Origin of the sequence: Cohnella phaseoli (assembly GCF_003386235.1) — a bacterium.
Classification (GTDB): domain Bacteria; phylum Bacillota; class Bacilli; order Paenibacillales; family Paenibacillaceae; genus Cohnella; species Cohnella phaseoli.
Genome location: NZ_QRDZ01000019.1, coordinates 54,324 through 71,692, shown reverse-complemented (window position 1 = coordinate 71,692; position 17,369 = coordinate 54,324). Strand labels below are relative to the sequence as shown.

Here is a 17,369-nt window from a genome sequence, read left to right as displayed (position 1 = left end):
AGAATCAGGAGATGGCGCGGCATGAATAAAAAAATAATCAAGCAGCTTCCCTTGCATATGATGCTGCTGCCGGGCATTGTACTGTTGCTTCTATTCAGTTATGTGCCGATGGTTGGCATTGTGATCGCGTTCCAGCAGTTTATACCGACTCATGGCTTATTCGGCTCGGAGTGGATCGGGTGGGACAACTTTCGCTACGCCTTTGAATTGCCCGATTTTCGCCTTGTGATGCGAAATACACTATTCATTTCCTCGATGAAAATCGTGGCGGGCACAATCGCGGCTTTAATCACTGCCTTGCTGTTGAATGAAATCGGGAGAATGTGGTTTAAGAGAGGCATACAGACGCTGATTTATTTGCCCCACTTTCTATCCTGGGTTATTCTAGGCGGCATTCTAATCGATATTTTATCTCCGTCTAACGGCATTATCGGCCAGATTCTATCTTCGTTCGGCCTGGAGCCTGTCTTTTTCCTGGGCAGCAACTCCTGGTTCCCGTATGTGATTGTCATCTCGGATGTGTGGAAGGAGTTTGGCTTCAGCACCATCGTTTATCTGGCCGCGATGACGAGCATCAATCCGACCTTGTACGAAGCGGCGCGAATGGACGGGGCCAATCGCTGGAGACAGACCTGGCACATCACGTTGCCGGGCATGCGCCCGATTATTATTCTGCTTGCCACGCTCAGCCTGGGCAATGTGCTGAACGCGGGCTTCGACCAAATCTTCAATTTGTATAGCCCGGCCGTATACGAGAGCGGGGATATTATCGATACGATGGTTTATCGAATGGGGCTTGTTGATTTTCAATATGGCTTGGCCACAGCCATTGGATTGTTCAAGTCCGTCATTTCGTTCTTCCTGATTTCAACCTCCTATTGGTTAGCTTACAGGTTTGCAAACTACCGGATTTTCTGAGTAAAAAGGAGTGTGTGGCGCTTTGAGAGTGTTTGCGACTTTTAACTATACGGTGCTGTTTTTATTGGGGTTTGCCTGCTTGTTTCCGTTACTGCATGTATTGGCGATTTCCTTCAGCTCCAGCAGCGCGGCTGCCGCCGGTTTCGTTAAGCTATGGCCGGTTGACTTCACCACGAAATCGTATGAATTTATACTGGCCAAACCCGAGTTTCTCCGTTCCATGCTTGTCACGGGACAGCGGGTTATCCTGGGGACGATCATCAACATGTTTTTGACGATTGTGATTGCCTACCCGCTATCGAAGGAAAGTAAAGATTTGAAGTTCAGAACGATGTATGCCTGGTTCTTCATCTTTACGATCCTGTTCGGCGGCGGACTGATCCCGTGGTACATGACGATTAAGTATGTCGGCATACTGAACAGCATATGGGCTTTAGTGCTGCCGGGCGCGATTCCGGTGTTCAACGTCATTCTGTTATTGAATTTCTTCCGCGGCTTGCCGAAGGAGCTCGAGGAATCGTCCTTCATCGATGGCGCGGGCTATTGGACCACGTTGTGGAAAATATTCGTGCCAATCTCTCTGCCGGCGATGGCCACGATTGGCTTGTTCACGATCGTCGGGCATTGGAACTCTTGGTTTGACGGATTGATCTTAATGAATACGCCGGATCAGTATCCGCTTGCCAGCTATCTCCAAAGGATAATTAAAGGAATCGACTTAACTAAAATAACCGGGCAGGACGCACTCGTGATGTCTCAAGTATCCGATCGAACGGCCAAAGCCGCGCAGATTTTCGTAGGCACTTTTCCGATCCTGCTCGTCTATCCGTTTTTGCAAAGATATTTTGTACAGGGGATTGTGCTCGGAAGCGTGAAGGAATAAACTGAATGGCAAGAGAGGGGCTATAAAGCCGACACCTCGTTTTCACGTTAGGGCGTGTATGTATACACGCCCTAGGGAGGGTGTCGGTTTTTCCGGTTTTTCGGGGGGGAGGACTGGCGGTGGACGAGAGATTTACTATTTTTAGCGGCATAGGCACATATGATGAGGACTGGGAAGACCCCGGCTTTCATCGGAATGCAACGCTGGAGATAGAGATCGTGCTGGAAGGCAGAGGAATATTCGAATGGACGGCTAGAAAAATGGGTATAGAAGTCGGGCATGTCATTGTTATTCCTCCAGGGATTCCGCATCGTTTCGGCGCGATATCCAAAATTCGACTTGGCGTGATCCATTTGCAGCACATGTCCCTATCGCTCGCCGCGATTGCGAATAAGCTGACTCCAAGCGGTAAAGAGCCGCAAATTTATGCTTTGTCTCGCTTGGATCGGGATCGCTTCGCGAAGCTGTTACGCGAGTGGATCTATATACAAAACTATCCGTTGAAGGAGAAAGACAAAACATACGCGGTATGGGCGGAGATGCTGCTGCTCTATTTGTACGAGCATTCCCAAGCCGATTCGCAGGCGATGACCATTACGAAAGCGGCCGATTTTTTGCGCGAAAATTTGCGTCAACAGCCGAAAGTAGCTGATTTGGCCGCCATGACCGGCTTGTCTGCTGTCGGTTTTCGTCGCACGTTCGAGAAGATTTACCGCTTAAGTCCAAAACAATATCAGCAGCAATGCCGCATGCAGGAAGCGAAATGGCTGCTTAGCGCCACCGACAAGGATTTGAATGAAATTGCCGAGCAGATCGGATTTAGCAGGCTGCATTCTTTTTCCCAATGGTTTAAAGAAGCGGAAGGCATCTCTCCATCGCGATGGAGGAAGAGGCAGCTTCACATGAATGATTAAAGCCCACTCTGAAGGTCCTATCGATCCAAGCAGCCCCAAACAACCTAGTACATTCTCCGACACCTGAGGGTGTCTTTTTTGCGTAAATTCCGTTTCGATTTCGATGAATACTTTTATGGCTCGATCTACTATTCTTGACGTGTGCACGAAATACAAGGAGGCTGCGATCTTGGACAAAGTGAGAATCGGATTTATCGGCGTCGGCGGCATGGCAGAGCATCATATGAATACGTTGCAAAATATCGAAACGGCCGTATTGGCAGCTGTCTATGATATTAATGGCGAGCGAGCCAAGCAAATTGGCGATAAGTTCGGCGCGGAAGTATTTGCGAGCGAGATGGCGCTGCTGGATTCGGGCAAAGTGGATGCGCTTTATGTTTGTACGCCGCCGTTCACTAGAGGGGATACGGAGACGATGGCAGCTGAGAGAGGCATTCATCTGTTGTCCGAGAAGCCGGTCGGCCTCGATATGGACACTGTAAACCGTATCGGCCGCAAAATTAGCGAGGCCGGCATCATTAACAGCTCCGGCTACTGCTTGCGTTATTTGGACAATGTGCAGAAGGCGAAAGCTTACTTGACGAATAAACCGATTAACATGGTTGTCGCTTATCGCATTGGCGGTCTTCCTCCGACCAAATGGTTTGCGCAGATGGATCAGTCGGGCGGACAAATGGTGGAGCAGTCTACGCACCAGGTGGATCTTGTTCGTTATTTGGTCGGCGAGTTCGATCAAGTCCAGGCGGTTTATGCGCAGCGCAGCATTCGAAATATAGATCCTGACGCTACGATCCCCGATGTGGGCGTTGTTTCGTTTCGACTGAAATCGGGCGCTGTAGGTTCGTTCGTGAATAGCTGTGTATCCGACTACCACGGCCGCGGTGATATCGAGATTTACGGTCCGGATTTCTATCTGTCGATTGACGGCCATTCTCTTACGATTCGCGATGCTCACCAGAATATCACGGAAACATGTACGACCGATTTCTATGCTGCGCAAAATAGCGCATTCGTCGAGGCCATTCGTTCCGGGCGGCAGGAGCTTGTTCTGGGCAGTTACGCAGAGGCGGCGGCCACATTGGCGGCGACGTTGGCTTTTAATGAGGCGGCGGAGAAACAAGGCGTTGTTGCTGTAGGAGAATAATATTTGAGGCGGAGGAAGGTGAAACGGGTATGTTGAAAAGTGTAAATCAATGGTGCTTTCCAGAGGGCACAGCTTTGGACAAGGTATTCTCGGTTAGTCAGCAAGCGGGGCTGGATGCCGTAGAGCTTAATCTGTATGCTTCAGGCGCGCCCGCCGGATTTACGATGGATACAACGGCAGCTGAGGCGAATACGATTGCCAAGCAGGCAGCCGAGCATGGCTTGAAGCTGCGCAGTATTTCAACCGGCTTGCTGTGGGGCGCTCCTCTTTCTTCTTCGGATGCCGATGAGAGAAAGCGCGGCCGCGAGATCGTGCACAAGCAGCTTGAAATTGCCGAACTAATCGGAGCCGATACCGTTCTCGTCGTACCTGGTACAGTTAATGAAAACTCCTCCTACGATGATTGCTATACAAACAGCCAACGCGAACTGGAGCTGCTGCTTCCAGAGGCCGAGCGTCGCGGCGTCAAAATCGGAATCGAAAACGTGTGGAACAAGTTTTTGCTCTCTCCTCTGGAAATGAAGCGATACGTGGACGAGTTGGATTCTCCAAACGTTGGCGTTTATTTCGATGTCGGCAATATTCTGTTATATGGCTATCCCGAGCAGTGGATTCGTATTCTGGGCAGCCGTATAGCCAAAATTCATGTGAAAGACTTCAAAACCTCGGCAGGCAATTTCAGCGGTTTCGTGCCTTTGATGGCAGGCGATGTGAATTGGCCGGGAGTGATCGCCGCGCTTAAGGAGATCGGCTACACCGATACATTAACGGCGGAAATCAGCCCGTATCCTTCAAACGCTTACCAAGCGGTGTACGATACGGCTAATCAGTTGGAAGCGATTATTAATGGCGGCTAATTGGCTCGGGGTAGCTCGTGTAACGGCCTGCGAGACCGTAAGGGACATCAATTCGGGCAAGGTTCATTCTTTTGAGGAAATTTTATCCGTTGCCATACTTTCGCCCTGTTCGTGGATCCGATTATCGGCGAAAATCAGGTTGTGAAGCCGAGGCCGCACGGTCGACGGTTTCCCGGTAACAGAGGCGCTTGGAAGGGTTACTTCGGTGGCTCAAAATTGGTTCGAATCCAATCCGCCACCTTCACAGGAAGCTGCAACGGTGGTGTGGTGATTACCTTTCCGCACATTTTCCTCTGTATTTCATGAAATTAATGGTTGACATGGTTAAAGCTGAGATGTTAGGATTACCAGCAATATCAATTATACGAGAAAGGAGTGAGGGAGCATGCATAAGTTAAATCGACTCGATTGGGCGAACAATCCGGTTATTCATGAGGAACAGATGAGCCAGCCGTGGCACGAGACGCATGTTTCCTTCATTCCATATTCGATAGGCTATCTTTACAGGCGCAGCAGATTCGTTGCGGTTCGTCGGTTGTATTCCACAGCCTGACTCCGCTCGTAATCGCATAGTTCGCGTACTTGTAGAGACTGCCGAGGCCGGCAGTCTTTTTCTATGGAGCAACCATAGAGGAAGACGGCGGCGACAGGGGTCTTTTTTTTGACGGAAAACGTCTATGCCTGATCCCTAACAAAGTACATATCGCAGTAAAAATCCACTTTAGAAGAGAGGCGAGCACCATGAAAAACAACTTACATCCGTATGAACGGAATTGGCGTCAGCAGGATCATCCGATCGAGATACAGGATAGCCGATTCGCGAGAAGCGGGCAACGATGGCCGGGTTACCGACAGAGTTGCCATCCCTTCTCCTAGGCGAGAGCATGCTCGCTGTGCGAATTGAGCTATCCGGGTTCCGAATCCTTCTATCCTTGTTTTGACGGGGAAAATGGGGGGCGGTCACGGGTAGCTTTTTATTTTGGAGACTATGGCGAAAGGGCGAACGCGGCGGTTTGTGAGTCCGTTAGTACCAGTTCGAGTCTGGTTAGTCTCCCCAACATTGCTCGGTAGCCAAGCGGCAAGGCAGATGACTTTGACTCATCCATCGCAGGTTCGAATCCTGCCCGGGCATCCATACATGGATAGGCGTTATCAGATAGGCTGCCGCAATTCGGCGGCTGACAGATCGGCGGGGGAAATCCGCTCCTGTCCTCCACGGCGTGGTGGTGAAAAGGAATAACACACGGGCCTTTCACGTCCGGATGTGCGGGTTCGAGTCCCGTCCACGCCTCCAATACGGTCTCATAGTTCAGTGGAAGAACGCCGCGTTGTCAGCGCGGAAGTCAGGAGTTCGATCCTCCTTGGGGCCGCCATATCGGGATGTAGCTCAGCTTGGCTAGAGCGCTTGCCTTGGAAGCAAGAGGCCGCAGGTTCGAATCCTGCCGTTCCGACCATCATATGACGTGGTGGTGAAAAGGAATAACACACGGGCTTTTCACGCCCGGATGTGCGGGTTCGAGTCCCGTCCACGTCTCCAGCTACAGGGCTGTAGCTCAGCGGTAGAGCGCCCGACTGTTAATCGGACGGTCGCAGGTTCGAGCCCTGCCAACCCTGCCACGGGGGTATAGTTCAATCGGAAGAACACCGGTCTCCAAAACCGCATATGCAGGTTCGACTCCTGCTGCCCCCGCCAAAATTCTACTATTTTAATAAAAGTTCAAAAAGTTCGATTTTCAGCACCAAGAAGGTTGGATGAAGCTAGGAACTAGTGTAGGAGAACCTACATGAGTACCGGAAGGTCCGGCTGAGTTCAAGATTCGACGTCGAGTCTACTACCTGAAAATGCTTCTTGATCAAAAGCGGACTTTTTGAACTACCTTACTAGAAAGGAAGAAGCCGACCTTGCGTTACAGGTGACCCCTATGCAGAGAAGACAAATCCCTATGATCCACGAGCAAACCTTCCGAAACGTCTCCGAGAGAGGATTGACGATGGACGAGGTTTTTGCACGCATTCGCAGTTTTATGCTGGTTGACCCTCGCGCTGCTTACCAACTGATGGTTGGCACGGATGCGCAGGTTCACGCCGGACATACGAAATTCGTGACGTCCGTCGTTGTATTCCGGCCGGGCAGAGGAGCATGGTTTTGCTACCGGCAGATCATTCTGCCCCGTGAAATCCGCTCACTCCAGGAAAAGCTCAGCCTGGAGACGACGTTCAGCCAGGAGACTGCTTCGTATTTCGATGAAAGTAAACGCGCCGAGTTGGAGGATATTTTGCTTCCTTACGTGTACCAAGGCGCCGAATTGAAGCTGTTCATCGACATCGACGCGGGCACGGACGCCAAGCGCAATCGGACCTCAACACTTGTGGCGGAGCTGGTTGGACGGATCGAAGCGATGGGATTGTCGGCTCGGGTGAAACCGGAAGCGATCGCGGCTTCTTCCATATCGAATCGCTATACGAAAACCCCCTACCGGGAAAAGAAATCGGCAGTAACATAATGAAGTTGTCCCTATTAACCGATCAGGGCGATGGGGCTGTCCCATAAGCCAACCAAGTTACAGTGAAAGATAATCTATGAGCAAAGTGAAAGGGGATGTACCTTCCTCCTCCGATGCTATACGCACCTGAAACCTGAATGGGTAAAACCGTGATAAGGCGGTTTCAGGAGCGTATGAGGCATTCTCCGGACTAATCATGACCCACAATACCTTCCAGATAATTCCCAGATTTTATTCGTATCACCATCGAAGACGTTTAGTGACATACAATCCCTGATCTTGGTCGATTTATACGATTTTCCCTACAAATGTCCGTTGTTTGAGCCTGAGCAGAGCAGTTTTGTACGATTCTTCGAACAAACGTCCACCGTTTAAGCCTGATTCGAGCTGCTTTGTACGATTTTCCGACTAACTCCCTGCGTAAACTCATGTGTGTCGATTGGAACCATTGTGGGTCAATCATAAGTCTCCAGAAGGTACGTCTCCCTTTTGTCATCGACCATTTCAATCAACCTGCTGTGAGAAAGCCTCGTTTGACTGTTTTAGATTTACCAATAATCAAGTTGGTGATAGAATCAATTGGGAAATATAGCATTTGGTCTCTACTTAAGAAATGCTAACGTCAATCGTGTTTATCTTAATCGCAGGGAGTTACTCCTATTGAAACGAACCTTCCTCTTGTTCCTAACTGTATTGTTACTCATCCCAGGCTTTGCAACAGCGGCTCCTGCTAAGAAAGAGAGCCAGAAACCTGAACCCGTCGTATTATTTATTAATGGTAAGAAAACAGAAATCAATCCGAAGCCGCTTCTTCAAAATGACGTGGTGTACATTCCGCTTTCCGTTCTTAGGCAAATGAAACTTCCGATCAAATTAGACAATAAGAGGCTAACGATTAAAAAAGATTACTATCCGATTGTTCTTTCATTGGGGTCAAAAATAATAAAGGCTAACGATGAGGTTGTGCGTCTGAGCCATCCGGCAACTACGATCAACGGGCAATTTTATATTCCGATAGAGGTTCTCGATCATGTTTCTGGATTAGGGATCGTTTGGAATAAGGATAAAGTAGAATTGAAGCTTTACGATTGGATTCCACTTGTGGAAGATGCAGTAGATAAGGAAGATGCGGAGGAAGTGAAAGAGCTTATTCGGCTTGGAGCAAATCCATCCTTTGCACTTATGTACAGTATACAGAATGAAACTCCAAATATTGAAATCGTAAATATCGCATTAGATGTGATCGACAATATTTTGGAACCAGCTAATTATTTTGATGCGGCCGTCAAATATAAACAAACTGAAATTGTACGATTGATGCTTGAGAAGGGAAAGGTGACAAAAGAAAGCGCCCCTAAACTTGAGCATGGACTTTCTTATATTGGCAGTGCGTTGGGCAAGTGGAATCTGCAGCAAGAAAGTGCTACAGCGAGAATTCCGCCTGAGGTAACGACCCCGCCTTCCGGCGAAGTGGCGCAGCTTCTTTATGAGCATGGTTTTGAAATCGTTCCTTTGGATGTGTACGAGGCTCTAGCTTCCCGTAATACACAGAACTTGGAATGGTTGCTTAGTCATGGAGCAGACCCCAACGGGGAGACGGTAAAGCTGGTTTATCTGGACGACACGGAAAAAAATATTTATTTTCATGCTTACGGTTTTGAGCGGGACCCTCAACGCAAACAAAAATTGATTGTATCGGCATATGAAATCACCAGTTGGAATCCAAGTCTTGAGAATATGCAAAACCTTAACTTGCTTATCGTTAACTACAAAACAAATCTTGATCCGCTCACCCAAGCCCAGAAAGATCGATTGCTTGAGCTTGCCTTAAGCAATACGATGCAAGAGCTCGCGAACGTCTTGAGAGAAGCGGGAGCCAAATAGTCGGGGCTGATGGATGATATAAAAGTGTTCTTTCGTTTTCTACGCGAACGAAAGGATGCTTTTTTTGTTATTTTCCCCAACAAATCTCCCCGTCGTCATACTTCCGCCATGTTCGTTCAACCGGAAATGCGCGAAGATAAGAGCATGAAACAACGGCCGCAAGCACGGCTAATCAACAAAGCGCAGTTGAGGCGCATGGAAGGGTTACTTCGACTTTTAATCGGCATGTCGTTGGTTCGAATCCAACTCCCGTCATGGCGGGATAGCTCAGTAGGTAGAGCAGCACGTACCTTTCCGCCTTTTTCCTCAACGGCCGCAATAACACGCAACATAGAGCGAGGCGCTCAAGAGGGCTACTTCGTCCAAGAAAAGGGCGGAAGGAGCAAAATCAGCTTCTCCGTTAAGCCTTCTGGAACTTTTCCTCGCTCTACTAAAATCACATATGACCGGCGAGGCGCCGGGGAGGGCTACTTCGCCACTTAGCGCACCCAATTGATTTACCCGGGCTTTACGGCAGGTTCGAGTCCTGCAGTCAACCTTCTCCGCCCTTTCCTCGCCGGTTCCTACAATTAAGGAGGTAATTGTAATGAGCTTCGCAAAAAAGCTGTTTTCGGTCATCCGACCTACAATAAGCAATAGAGAAGGCTATCCGGCATATGCTCGCTCCATTGAAGAGCAGTACGTGCAGACGCTGGTGACCAACACGTTCGGCAATACGTTTTACGCGGATCAGCAGACGCTGCTGGACGAAGCCGACGAGCTCCACCGCGAAATGGCGCAGAATCGTCCGCAATTCATGGCACAGGCGCTCGTCTATGCCCGCAACGAAGGCTACATGCGGCTTCAGCCGCTGTACGGTCTGGCGATTCTATCGCAGTATCGTCCGGATTTGTTTGCCAAAGCGTTCCCGCAAGTTGTGCGGATTCCTTCCGATTTGTCCGATTTTCTGACGATTCTGAAGGGAATGGGCAGAGGCGAAGGCGGCCGGGCGGTTAAACGTCAAGTGAGCCGGTTTCTGGCGGGAGTGTCCGAATATTGGGCGATCAAATACAACGGTAGAGGTCGGGGCTACAGCTTGGGCGACGCGATCGCAACCGCTCATCCGAAGCCTGCGGACCTGAAACAGCAAGCATTGTTCCGTTATTTGCGGGGCCAGGAGGCGAATCTGACTCTCCTTCCGCAAGTCGGGGCGTTGGAGCAGCTGAAGCGGGCGGCGACGGAGCAGGAACGGCTGCACTGGATTGAAAATGGCAAGCTGCCGCACGAAGTTGTGACCGGTGCAGTGAAGCCGACGAAGGCGATCTGGGAGGCGCTGCTTGGCCAAATGCCTACCTTTGCTTTGCTTCGTCACTTGAGCACGCTGGAACGCGAAGGTGTGCTGGAAGACCGCCGCAACCTTGATGCCGCAATTGCTCGACTGACCGATCCGGTCGCCTTGAGCAAGGCCAAGATTTTGCCTTTCCGGTTCGCGAAAGCGTTCCGTCAAGTGAAGCATCCGGAGCTGCGAGACGCGCTGCGTGATGCGGTGGAGCTTACGTTCGCCAACCTGCCCGACCTGGAAGACCGCACGGCGATCTTCCTCGACATCTCGGGATCGATGGATGGCGAATATTTGCAGACCGGCTCGGTGTTCGCGCTGGCTTTGTACAAGAAAACGCAGGGTAACTCTCTGTTCTGGTTGTTCGACACGGAGGCGGAGGATGCTTACCCGTCGCGCCGGGACAGCATTCTATCGCAGGCGGATCGGATTCAGACGCGCGGCGGCACGGATACCGGAGCTCCGGTCCGCAAGCTGCTATCCGAACGGCATAAGGTCGATCAGATCGTCATCATCACCGACGAACAACAAAACAGCGGCAGCATGTTCTATCGGGAGCTGGCGAACTATCGCGCCAAGGTGAACCCGCAGGTGAAGGCGTTCATCATCGACATCTCGCCTTACCGCAGCGCAATGGTTCCGCCGCAAGATCCGAATACGTACTACATCTACGGTTGGAGCGATACGGTGCTGAGCTACATCGCTCAGACCGCGAAGGGCTACGATTCGCTAGTGGAGACCGTCGAGAAGATAGAGCTGTAGAAAACGACATTTTGAGAGGGGAACTGTACGATATGAAATTAGCGGAAGCGCTCGTCCTGCGCGCCGATACCCAGAAGAAGATTGCGCAGCTGAGACAGCGACTGGAGAGAGTCGTAAAGGTTCAAGAGGGAGAGCTTCCTGCGGAAGATCCGTCATCCCTGCTTCGAGAGTTGGAGCAAACGCTGGACGAACAAACCGCATGGATTCGTAAAATCAATCGGACAAACGCAACGGTTTCTTTCGCCGAGGGATTGAGCATTTCGGACGCCTTGGCGGAAAGAGATCGAATCATGCAGCATCGCAAGCTGTTGGGGGATGTGCTTGAGCAGGCTTCGATCAAGCAGGATCGCTTCAGCCGCTCCGAAGTGAAATACGAGCGGACAATCGACGTCGTTCAGATCCAGACTAAGGTCGACGCCCTGTCGAAAGCCTACCGTGAATATGATTTTCGCATTCAGGAGCTGAACTGGCGGACCGATCTGCTCGAGGAATAGCCGCGAAGGTAGTCTCTCCCGGCGAAGGCGAGCGCAACCCGCCAACGGGCAAGTTGGACCTCCTTGAGTAGACGCGGGGCCATGTCTATCTTTTCATGAATGAGCCCAGAAATGTAACAAGAATGCGCCTAAGCATGGAAGTAATGCGTACCGTTTAATGTGACGACCGCGCGCTGATTTGCTAGGGCGTGTCTGCATGCTCCGAGGCCAGCAGATTTGCAGACACGCCCTGAGAGAGACGAGGGTGGGGAAGGGGAATGCGGCTAATCCGCTCCGATTGATATTTCATAAACGATTCGTTTTTATAGAGGTGATACAAATGGAAGCCATACGTCATACGATAACCGAGCAATTGGAGCGTCTGGAGAGCGAGGAGCAAGTTCGCATTCTGTACGCCTGCGAATCGGGCAGCCGGGCGTGGGGCTTTCCTTCCCGGGATAGCGATTACGATGTGCGATTCATCTACGTCCGCAAGCCGGAGTGGTACTTGTCGATCTTCGACCGGAGGGACGTTATCGAACGCCCGATCAGCGACAAGCTCGACATCAGCGGCTGGGATTTGCGCAAGGCGCTGAACCTGTATCGCAAATCGAACCCGCCGCTGCTCGAATGGCTGCAATCGCCGATCCGCTATGCCGAGAAATCCGTAGTTGCGAGTCAGCTTCGTCGTATTTCTCCGCTGGCTTTTTCCCCGAAATCCTGCATGTACCACTATCTCAACATGGCGCGGGGCAACTATCGGGATTATTTGCAGGGAGAGCGCGTGCGGATCAAGAAATATTTCTATGTTCTGCGACCCGTTCTGGCATGCGAATGGATCGAGCGTTACGGCGGGATGCCGCCCATAGAGTTCGATACGCTGGTAGAGCGGCTAATTCCGCGATCGGGAAGCTTGGGAGAGACAGTGGCGGAGCTGCTGGCGCGCAAAAAGTCGGGCGACGAACTGGACATCGAGCCTAAGCTTGCCCCGATTAACGATTACTTGGAAAAAAGATTGCATGAGCTGGAAAATTCGGCGATCGAGATGAAAACGGCCGACGCGAGGTTGGGAGAGCAGCTGGACGATTTGTTTCGCTCGGCTTTAGTAGACAACTGGTCATATTAAGAGGAAACGATCTAGGTTGAACCACGGAAAGGGCAGAGAGTAGCCAATGGAATGGAGAAAGGGAATGGTTTTGCCGCGAGTTTTGGCTTTGAGTTGCTTACCTATACAAATCCTATCGATCCAAGCAACTCAAAACAACCTGTCTGAAGTCGGCAAAATCATCCCTTTCGGAATGCAATGGCTCGGCTCTTCAATCGCCCTATTTTGGTTCAACGTATATAGCAAGGAGAGATAGAGAAATGACTTACCAGACAATTGACGGCGTACGCGTATGGGGCAACCCCGATGCCGGCGCGCTGTCCCAAGCGAAAACCTGCGCGGAGCACGGCAACGTCGTGCAAGCGCTGCTAATGGCCGATCACCACAAAGGCTACAGCCAGCCGATCGGCGGCGTTGTCGCTTACGAGGGGCAAATTTCGCCCTCCGGCGTCGGCTATGACATTGCTTGCGGCAACAAAGCAGTGCGGACGAACGTGCTGGCGGCGGACATTAAACCGATACTACCCGCCGTGATGGATCAGATCGCCAGAAAAATATCTTTCGGCGTTGGGCGCGTTAACAGCGAAAAGGTGGATCACGACCTGTTCGACGATCCCGACTGGAGTGTGTATTCGGCGATCGGAAAGCAGGAGCATGACAAGCTGAAGGCGCTGGCCCGCGATCAGCTCGGAACGGTCGGCAGCGGAAACCACTATGTCGATCTGTTCGAAGAACCGGAGACGGGTCTTCTCTGGATCGGCAACCATTTTGGAAGCCGCGGTTTCGGCCATAAGACGGCAAGCGGATTTCTCAATCTGGCCGCCGGACGGGAGTTCCTCGCGAATGCGCCGGGAGAGAAGATGGATCAGCCGCCCGTGCTGCTCGATCTGGACAGCGAGCTCGGCGATCTGTACTACCGGGCGATGAAGCTGGCCGGTCGATACGCATACGCGGGCCGCGATTACGTTATCGCACAGGTGCTGTCGCTCTTGAGCGCAAGCGCCGATTTCGAAGTGCATAACCACCACAACTACGCTTGGAAGGAAACCCATGTCGGCAAAACGACAATGGTCGTCCGCAAAGGCGCGACTCCGTCCGCTCCGGGACAGCTCGGTTTTATCGGCGGCAGCATGGGGGACATCTCTGTAATCGTAAGAGGGAAGGATACGGACGAGAATCGCGATTCCTTTTACAGCACCGTGCACGGAGCGGGTCGGATTATGAGTCGTACGCAGGCGGCCGGCAAAATGAACTGGAAAACTCGCAGCCGTTCAGGCGGGCAGATCACACCTGAGCAAATGAAGCAAGCCGTTCTGGCCTTCGAAGTGGAGCTGCGCGGAGCCGGTACGGACGAAAGCCCGTTCGTCTATCGAAAGCTGCAGGAGGTGCTGGACGCTCATGCCGGTACAATCGAGGTTCTGCATGTGTTGAAGCCAATCGGCGTCTGCATGGCCGGCGCGGACGAGTTCGATCCTTATAAGGACTGAGCGGGCGGGATTAGGCATCCGATAGAAAAACTGAGCAAATGGGATATTGACAAAACTTCCCTGCCCCGTATATGATAGACACTATCTTACTAAGAAAGGAGGCCGAAGGACATGACCGTCATTTACAACAGCCGCAACGCCGTTATGCCGCAACTGAATATTTCGTTCATTGTCCATCGGCCTCTACGGGCCCCAGCCAAGGAAAGTGAAAGATAACCGCCCCATCAGGTAACGTTCGGGAGAGGGGACGGCAATCTTTCGTATTCACTATGCGCAGAAGACCGTGAGCGATGTGGCTTGCGGTTTTTTTGCGTTTTATTTTTCGACTAAATTGGAATTAAGAGAGAGGTTATTATACTTTATGGAACAAAATGTTAACGATCTTTATTATCGGCGAATCGATCTCCCTGCCGGGGATCTCCACGTATTCGCGCACGACGATCTGTTTTATGCCATGGGGAACAAGGTGCTTGAGATGGCGAACAACAATCTGCAAATTCCGAATATCCGCTATATGAGCTACACGCCCGACGCCCATGTCGGAGTCGGCACGTGCATTGGCACAACGGCGGTGTGGGGCGTGGCGGACGGTTTCGTCTCTCCCTCTATCGTCGGCAGCGACATCGGCTGCGGGATGCGGGTGCACCTGACGAATTTGCAGGCGGAAGACCTCCAGGACGTCAAGCTTCGTCGCAAGCTGGTTAAGGCGATCGAGAAACGTATCCCGGTGGAAAATCATGCAAGAGGATACTTCTCCGACATTCGTCTGGAGGATGTGCTGCGCAAAGGGCTTCACGGCCTCCCTGGAAAATATGTGCCGGATGCTTACACGCCGAGGAAAGCGACTTCCATGACCCATGTCGAGTGCAGCCGGTTTCGGTTTGACGAGAGCGAGCTGGATCGCATCGCGATGCCGGTGTGGCACAGGGCGCATCGCCAGCTTGGTACGCTGGGCAACGGCAATCATTTTATCGAAATTCAAGCTTTGAGCATTCCCGAGGACAACCGCGCCATAGCGGAACGGTGGGGACTTCGGGACGGCCAAGTCGCGGTGATGATCCATTCCGGTTCTCGCTCCTGGGGCGGCGCTGTTAATCAGTATTGCGGCTCGCAGGTCGCCAAGACGATGAGCAAGCTCGGACTCGGCACGGCCGATCCGAAGCTCGCCTATGCGCCGCTGGATAGCGAAGCGGGCAGGATGTATGCGAATTTGATGTATTCGGCGCTTAATTTCGCGGTTGCGAATCGGCATCTGATGGCGTTCGCGGTGCGCGATGCCTTTAAGGAAACGTTCGGCTCCCGTGCGGAATTGAGCACGCTCTACGACCTGATGCACAACTATGCTTGCGAGGAGAGCCACGGGGAAGAGGCGATGCTCGTTCATCGCAAAGGCACGACGCGCGCGCTGCCGGCCGGACATGCCGGCAATCCCGAGCCATATCGCGAGACGGGACATCCTGCGCTTATTCCCGGCTCGATGGGAACGGCCTCCTATTTGATGGTCGGAGCTCCGGAAGGCTCGCGCAACTACCATTCGATCTGTCACGGAGCGGGCAGGATTCGTTCTCGCAACGCAACCAAGCAGCTTGTTACGGTTGACGAGTTTGCATCTTCGCTGCGGATCGGTCAGGACGACGAGGTTGTGTTGAATCATCGCGCGCTCGAGTCGCTGGTGGACGAATCGCCGCAGGCTTACAAAGACGTAGACCAAATCATCGACAGCGTTGTCCAGGCGAGGCTGGCCTCCGTCGTCGCCAAGTGCCGTCCGCTGGCGGCGGTAAAAGGAGTGTGATCCTAATATGACGATTATGACGGCCAACACTGTCCTTAATACAGCCAATGCTGCCGCAAAGCCTCATTTTCTGGTGAAATCCGGCGGGACGTCTCCTAATGTGGAAAACTACTTCAACTATATTTCCACGGTTCAGGCCATCATTGATTTTCTGAGCGAGCGGTATAATGGAGGCTTCCGCCTCTATTTCCAGGATGACGGCAACGAAGTATGGAACGGGCTGGAAGAGGATCTTCGCAGCGGTTACGCGGGAGTCGAGCATGCGGCGAGCCTGTATGACCTGGTGGAGACGGACGTATTCGAGTACGCCGCGGATTCCGATCCGCAGCGTTCGGGTTATACGATCCGTCCCGCCGTCCGCAACAATCTGTTCGTGTACCGCGATCATCTCGTCGCGCTGACCCGAATCCCGAGAGTGACGCTGCACGGTCTCGGCTTTGAGGATTTAATTTTCTGCCAATCGGACGAAGGGCTTATGCGCTTTCTGGAGGATATGCGGGTGCGCAGACTCGCCGATCCGAAAATCATCGTCTTCACCGACACCCGGGACGGACTGGAGCAGGAGCGGAAAGAGGTCGGGTACGCGGTCAGTCGGGAGGACGTGTTTATGGAAAATGAGCTGAAGACGCAGGTTTACCGTTCGATCGACGAGTTTTTCTCCAAGGATCGCGCGTTTTTCCAAACCTACGGTCTTCCCTACAAGCGGGGAATTCTGCTGTACGGCAAGCCGGGAAACGGGAAGACGACGCTGGTGAAGTCGATCTCGTCCACGACGGGGGCTCCGGTCGCCTACTGGCAGATTACCGAGTACACGAGCAGCGGCTCGATCAAGGAAGTGTTCGATACGGCCTCGCAGCTTGCGCCGATGGTGCTCGTTATTGAAGATATCGATTCGATGCCGGAATCCTGCCGCTCCTATTTTCTTAACACGCTGGATGGAGCCACGTCTAAGGAAGGCATCTACCTCATCGGCACGACCAATTATCCGGAGAAAATCGATCCGGCGCTTATGAACCGGGCCGGACGCTTCGACCGGGCGTACGAAGTGAAGTCTCCCGACGAAGCGATTCGATGCGCTTATTTGGCCCATATTGGCTTGCTGCGTCTTGCGAGCGAGGAGGAGATGGCACGAGCAGCCCGGCGAACGGACGGATTCACGCTTGCCCAGCTTAGCGAGCTATACGCCTCGGCCGCGCTGCAGATGCATTACGAGAACGAAGTCGATCTTGAGCGGCTGATCGCCGGGATGAAATCGGACTACGCCAAAGATCGCAGCCGAGAGTGGATGACGGAGGATAAGTCGCGTAAAATGGGATTTGCGTAACTTG

At 52.2% G+C, this 17,369-nt stretch carries 14 protein-coding genes and 9 tRNA genes; all 23 read left to right on the top strand.

The genetic code is table 11. From position 1 onward, the window contains the following. Positions 1–21 precede the first annotated feature (21 nt). The 23 genes from DFP98_RS22360 (at position 22) to DFP98_RS22255 (ending at position 17,365) form a co-directional block, all read left to right on the top strand. On the top strand, positions 22–918 hold the full coding sequence (locus DFP98_RS22360) for an ABC transporter permease (RefSeq protein ID WP_246016644.1): 897 nt from the start codon (positions 22–24) through the stop codon (positions 916–918). Between the two features lie 22 nt (positions 919–940). Further along, on the top strand, positions 941–1,801 hold the full coding sequence (locus DFP98_RS22355; protein ID WP_371822787.1) for a carbohydrate ABC transporter permease: 861 nt from the start codon (positions 941–943) through the stop codon (positions 1,799–1,801). A 119-nt stretch (positions 1,802–1,920) separates the two neighbouring features. After that, positions 1,921–2,715 (top strand): helix-turn-helix domain-containing protein, encoded by a 795-nt coding sequence (locus DFP98_RS22350; protein ID WP_246016643.1) that lies wholly within the window; start codon positions 1,921–1,923, stop codon positions 2,713–2,715. Positions 2,716–2,893: 178 nt separating this feature from the next. Beyond that, on the top strand, positions 2,894–3,859 hold the full coding sequence (locus tag DFP98_RS22345) for a Gfo/Idh/MocA family protein (RefSeq protein ID WP_246016648.1): 966 nt from the start codon (positions 2,894–2,896) through the stop codon (positions 3,857–3,859). Between the two features lie 29 nt (positions 3,860–3,888). Further along, a complete protein-coding gene (locus DFP98_RS22340; RefSeq protein ID WP_116062827.1) occupies positions 3,889–4,716 on the top strand; it encodes a sugar phosphate isomerase/epimerase family protein in 828 nt (275 codons plus the stop codon). A gap of 385 nt (positions 4,717–5,101) precedes the next feature. Further along, on the top strand, positions 5,102–5,269 hold the full coding sequence (locus DFP98_RS39210) for a hypothetical protein (RefSeq protein WP_181917862.1): 168 nt from the start codon (positions 5,102–5,104) through the stop codon (positions 5,267–5,269). Positions 5,270–5,698: 429 nt separating this feature from the next. After that, positions 5,699–5,773: transfer RNA gene (locus DFP98_RS22335), tRNA-His, on the top strand. A 4-nt stretch (positions 5,774–5,777) separates the two neighbouring features. Then, a tRNA-Gln gene (locus DFP98_RS22330) sits at positions 5,778–5,851 on the top strand. Positions 5,852–5,933: 82 nt separating this feature from the next. Beyond that, positions 5,934–6,010: transfer RNA gene (locus DFP98_RS22325), tRNA-Glu, on the top strand. Positions 6,011–6,014: 4 nt separating this feature from the next. Next, positions 6,015–6,089, top strand: a tRNA-Asp gene (locus DFP98_RS22320). Positions 6,090–6,092: 3 nt separating this feature from the next. Then, positions 6,093–6,170 (top strand) — tRNA-Pro (locus DFP98_RS22315). Between the two features lie 6 nt (positions 6,171–6,176). Continuing rightward, positions 6,177–6,253, top strand: a tRNA-Glu gene (locus DFP98_RS22310). Between the two features lie 5 nt (positions 6,254–6,258). Next, a tRNA-Asn gene (locus DFP98_RS22305) sits at positions 6,259–6,333 on the top strand. A 1-nt stretch (position 6,334) separates the two neighbouring features. Next, positions 6,335–6,409, top strand: a tRNA-Trp gene (locus DFP98_RS22300). Between the two features lie 250 nt (positions 6,410–6,659). Continuing rightward, on the top strand, positions 6,660–7,220 hold the full coding sequence (locus DFP98_RS22295; protein WP_246016642.1) for a ribonuclease H-like YkuK family protein: 561 nt from the start codon (positions 6,660–6,662) through the stop codon (positions 7,218–7,220). Between the two features lie 660 nt (positions 7,221–7,880). Then, positions 7,881–9,104 carry a stalk domain-containing protein gene (locus tag DFP98_RS22290; protein ID WP_116062825.1) on the top strand — a complete coding sequence of 408 codons (1,224 nt, stop codon included), beginning with the start codon at positions 7,881–7,883 and terminating at the stop codon, positions 9,102–9,104. A gap of 190 nt (positions 9,105–9,294) precedes the next feature. Next, positions 9,295–9,359 (top strand) — tRNA-OTHER (locus tag DFP98_RS39205). A gap of 331 nt (positions 9,360–9,690) precedes the next feature. Continuing rightward, positions 9,691–11,184 (top strand): TROVE domain-containing protein, encoded by a 1,494-nt coding sequence (locus DFP98_RS22280; RefSeq protein ID WP_116062823.1) that lies wholly within the window; start codon positions 9,691–9,693, stop codon positions 11,182–11,184. A 32-nt stretch (positions 11,185–11,216) separates the two neighbouring features. Beyond that, entirely contained in the window at positions 11,217–11,678 is a 462-nt protein-coding gene (locus DFP98_RS22275) for a DIP1984 family protein (protein WP_116062822.1), read from the top strand. 319 nt (positions 11,679–11,997) lie between these two features. Next, positions 11,998–12,783 carry a nucleotidyltransferase domain-containing protein gene (locus DFP98_RS22270; RefSeq protein ID WP_116062821.1) on the top strand — a complete coding sequence of 262 codons (786 nt, stop codon included), beginning with the start codon at positions 11,998–12,000 and terminating at the stop codon, positions 12,781–12,783. A 239-nt stretch (positions 12,784–13,022) separates the two neighbouring features. Beyond that, positions 13,023–14,249 (top strand): RtcB family protein, encoded by a 1,227-nt coding sequence (locus DFP98_RS22265; protein ID WP_116062820.1) that lies wholly within the window; start codon positions 13,023–13,025, stop codon positions 14,247–14,249. A gap of 361 nt (positions 14,250–14,610) precedes the next feature. Continuing rightward, positions 14,611–16,041, top strand: coding sequence for an RtcB family protein (locus DFP98_RS22260; protein ID WP_116062819.1), 1,431 nt, complete (start codon positions 14,611–14,613; stop codon positions 16,039–16,041). Positions 16,042–16,048: 7 nt separating this feature from the next. Further along, positions 16,049–17,365 (top strand): AAA family ATPase, encoded by a 1,317-nt coding sequence (locus tag DFP98_RS22255; RefSeq protein WP_116062818.1) that lies wholly within the window; start codon positions 16,049–16,051, stop codon positions 17,363–17,365. The last annotated feature ends 4 nt before the right edge of the window (positions 17,366–17,369 follow it).

Coding starts and splice junctions, on each gene's coding strand:
- DFP98_RS22280 (WP_116062823.1), top strand. CDS start 9,691: ATGAGCTTCGCAAAAAAGCTGTTTTCGGTCATCCGACCTACAATAAGC.
- DFP98_RS22255 (WP_116062818.1), top strand. CDS start 16,049: ATGACGATTATGACGGCCAACACTGTCCTTAATACAGCCAATGCTGCC.
- DFP98_RS22260 (WP_116062819.1), top strand. CDS start 14,611: ATGGAACAAAATGTTAACGATCTTTATTATCGGCGAATCGATCTCCCT.
- DFP98_RS22295 (WP_246016642.1), top strand. CDS start 6,660: ATGATCCACGAGCAAACCTTCCGAAACGTCTCCGAGAGAGGATTGACG.
- DFP98_RS22275 (WP_116062822.1), top strand. CDS start 11,217: ATGAAATTAGCGGAAGCGCTCGTCCTGCGCGCCGATACCCAGAAGAAG.
- DFP98_RS22265 (WP_116062820.1), top strand. CDS start 13,023: ATGACTTACCAGACAATTGACGGCGTACGCGTATGGGGCAACCCCGAT.
- DFP98_RS22360 (WP_246016644.1), top strand. CDS start 22: ATGAATAAAAAAATAATCAAGCAGCTTCCCTTGCATATGATGCTGCTG.
- DFP98_RS22270 (WP_116062821.1), top strand. CDS start 11,998: ATGGAAGCCATACGTCATACGATAACCGAGCAATTGGAGCGTCTGGAG.
- DFP98_RS22340 (WP_116062827.1), top strand. CDS start 3,889: ATGTTGAAAAGTGTAAATCAATGGTGCTTTCCAGAGGGCACAGCTTTG.
- DFP98_RS39210 (WP_181917862.1), top strand. CDS start 5,102: ATGCATAAGTTAAATCGACTCGATTGGGCGAACAATCCGGTTATTCAT.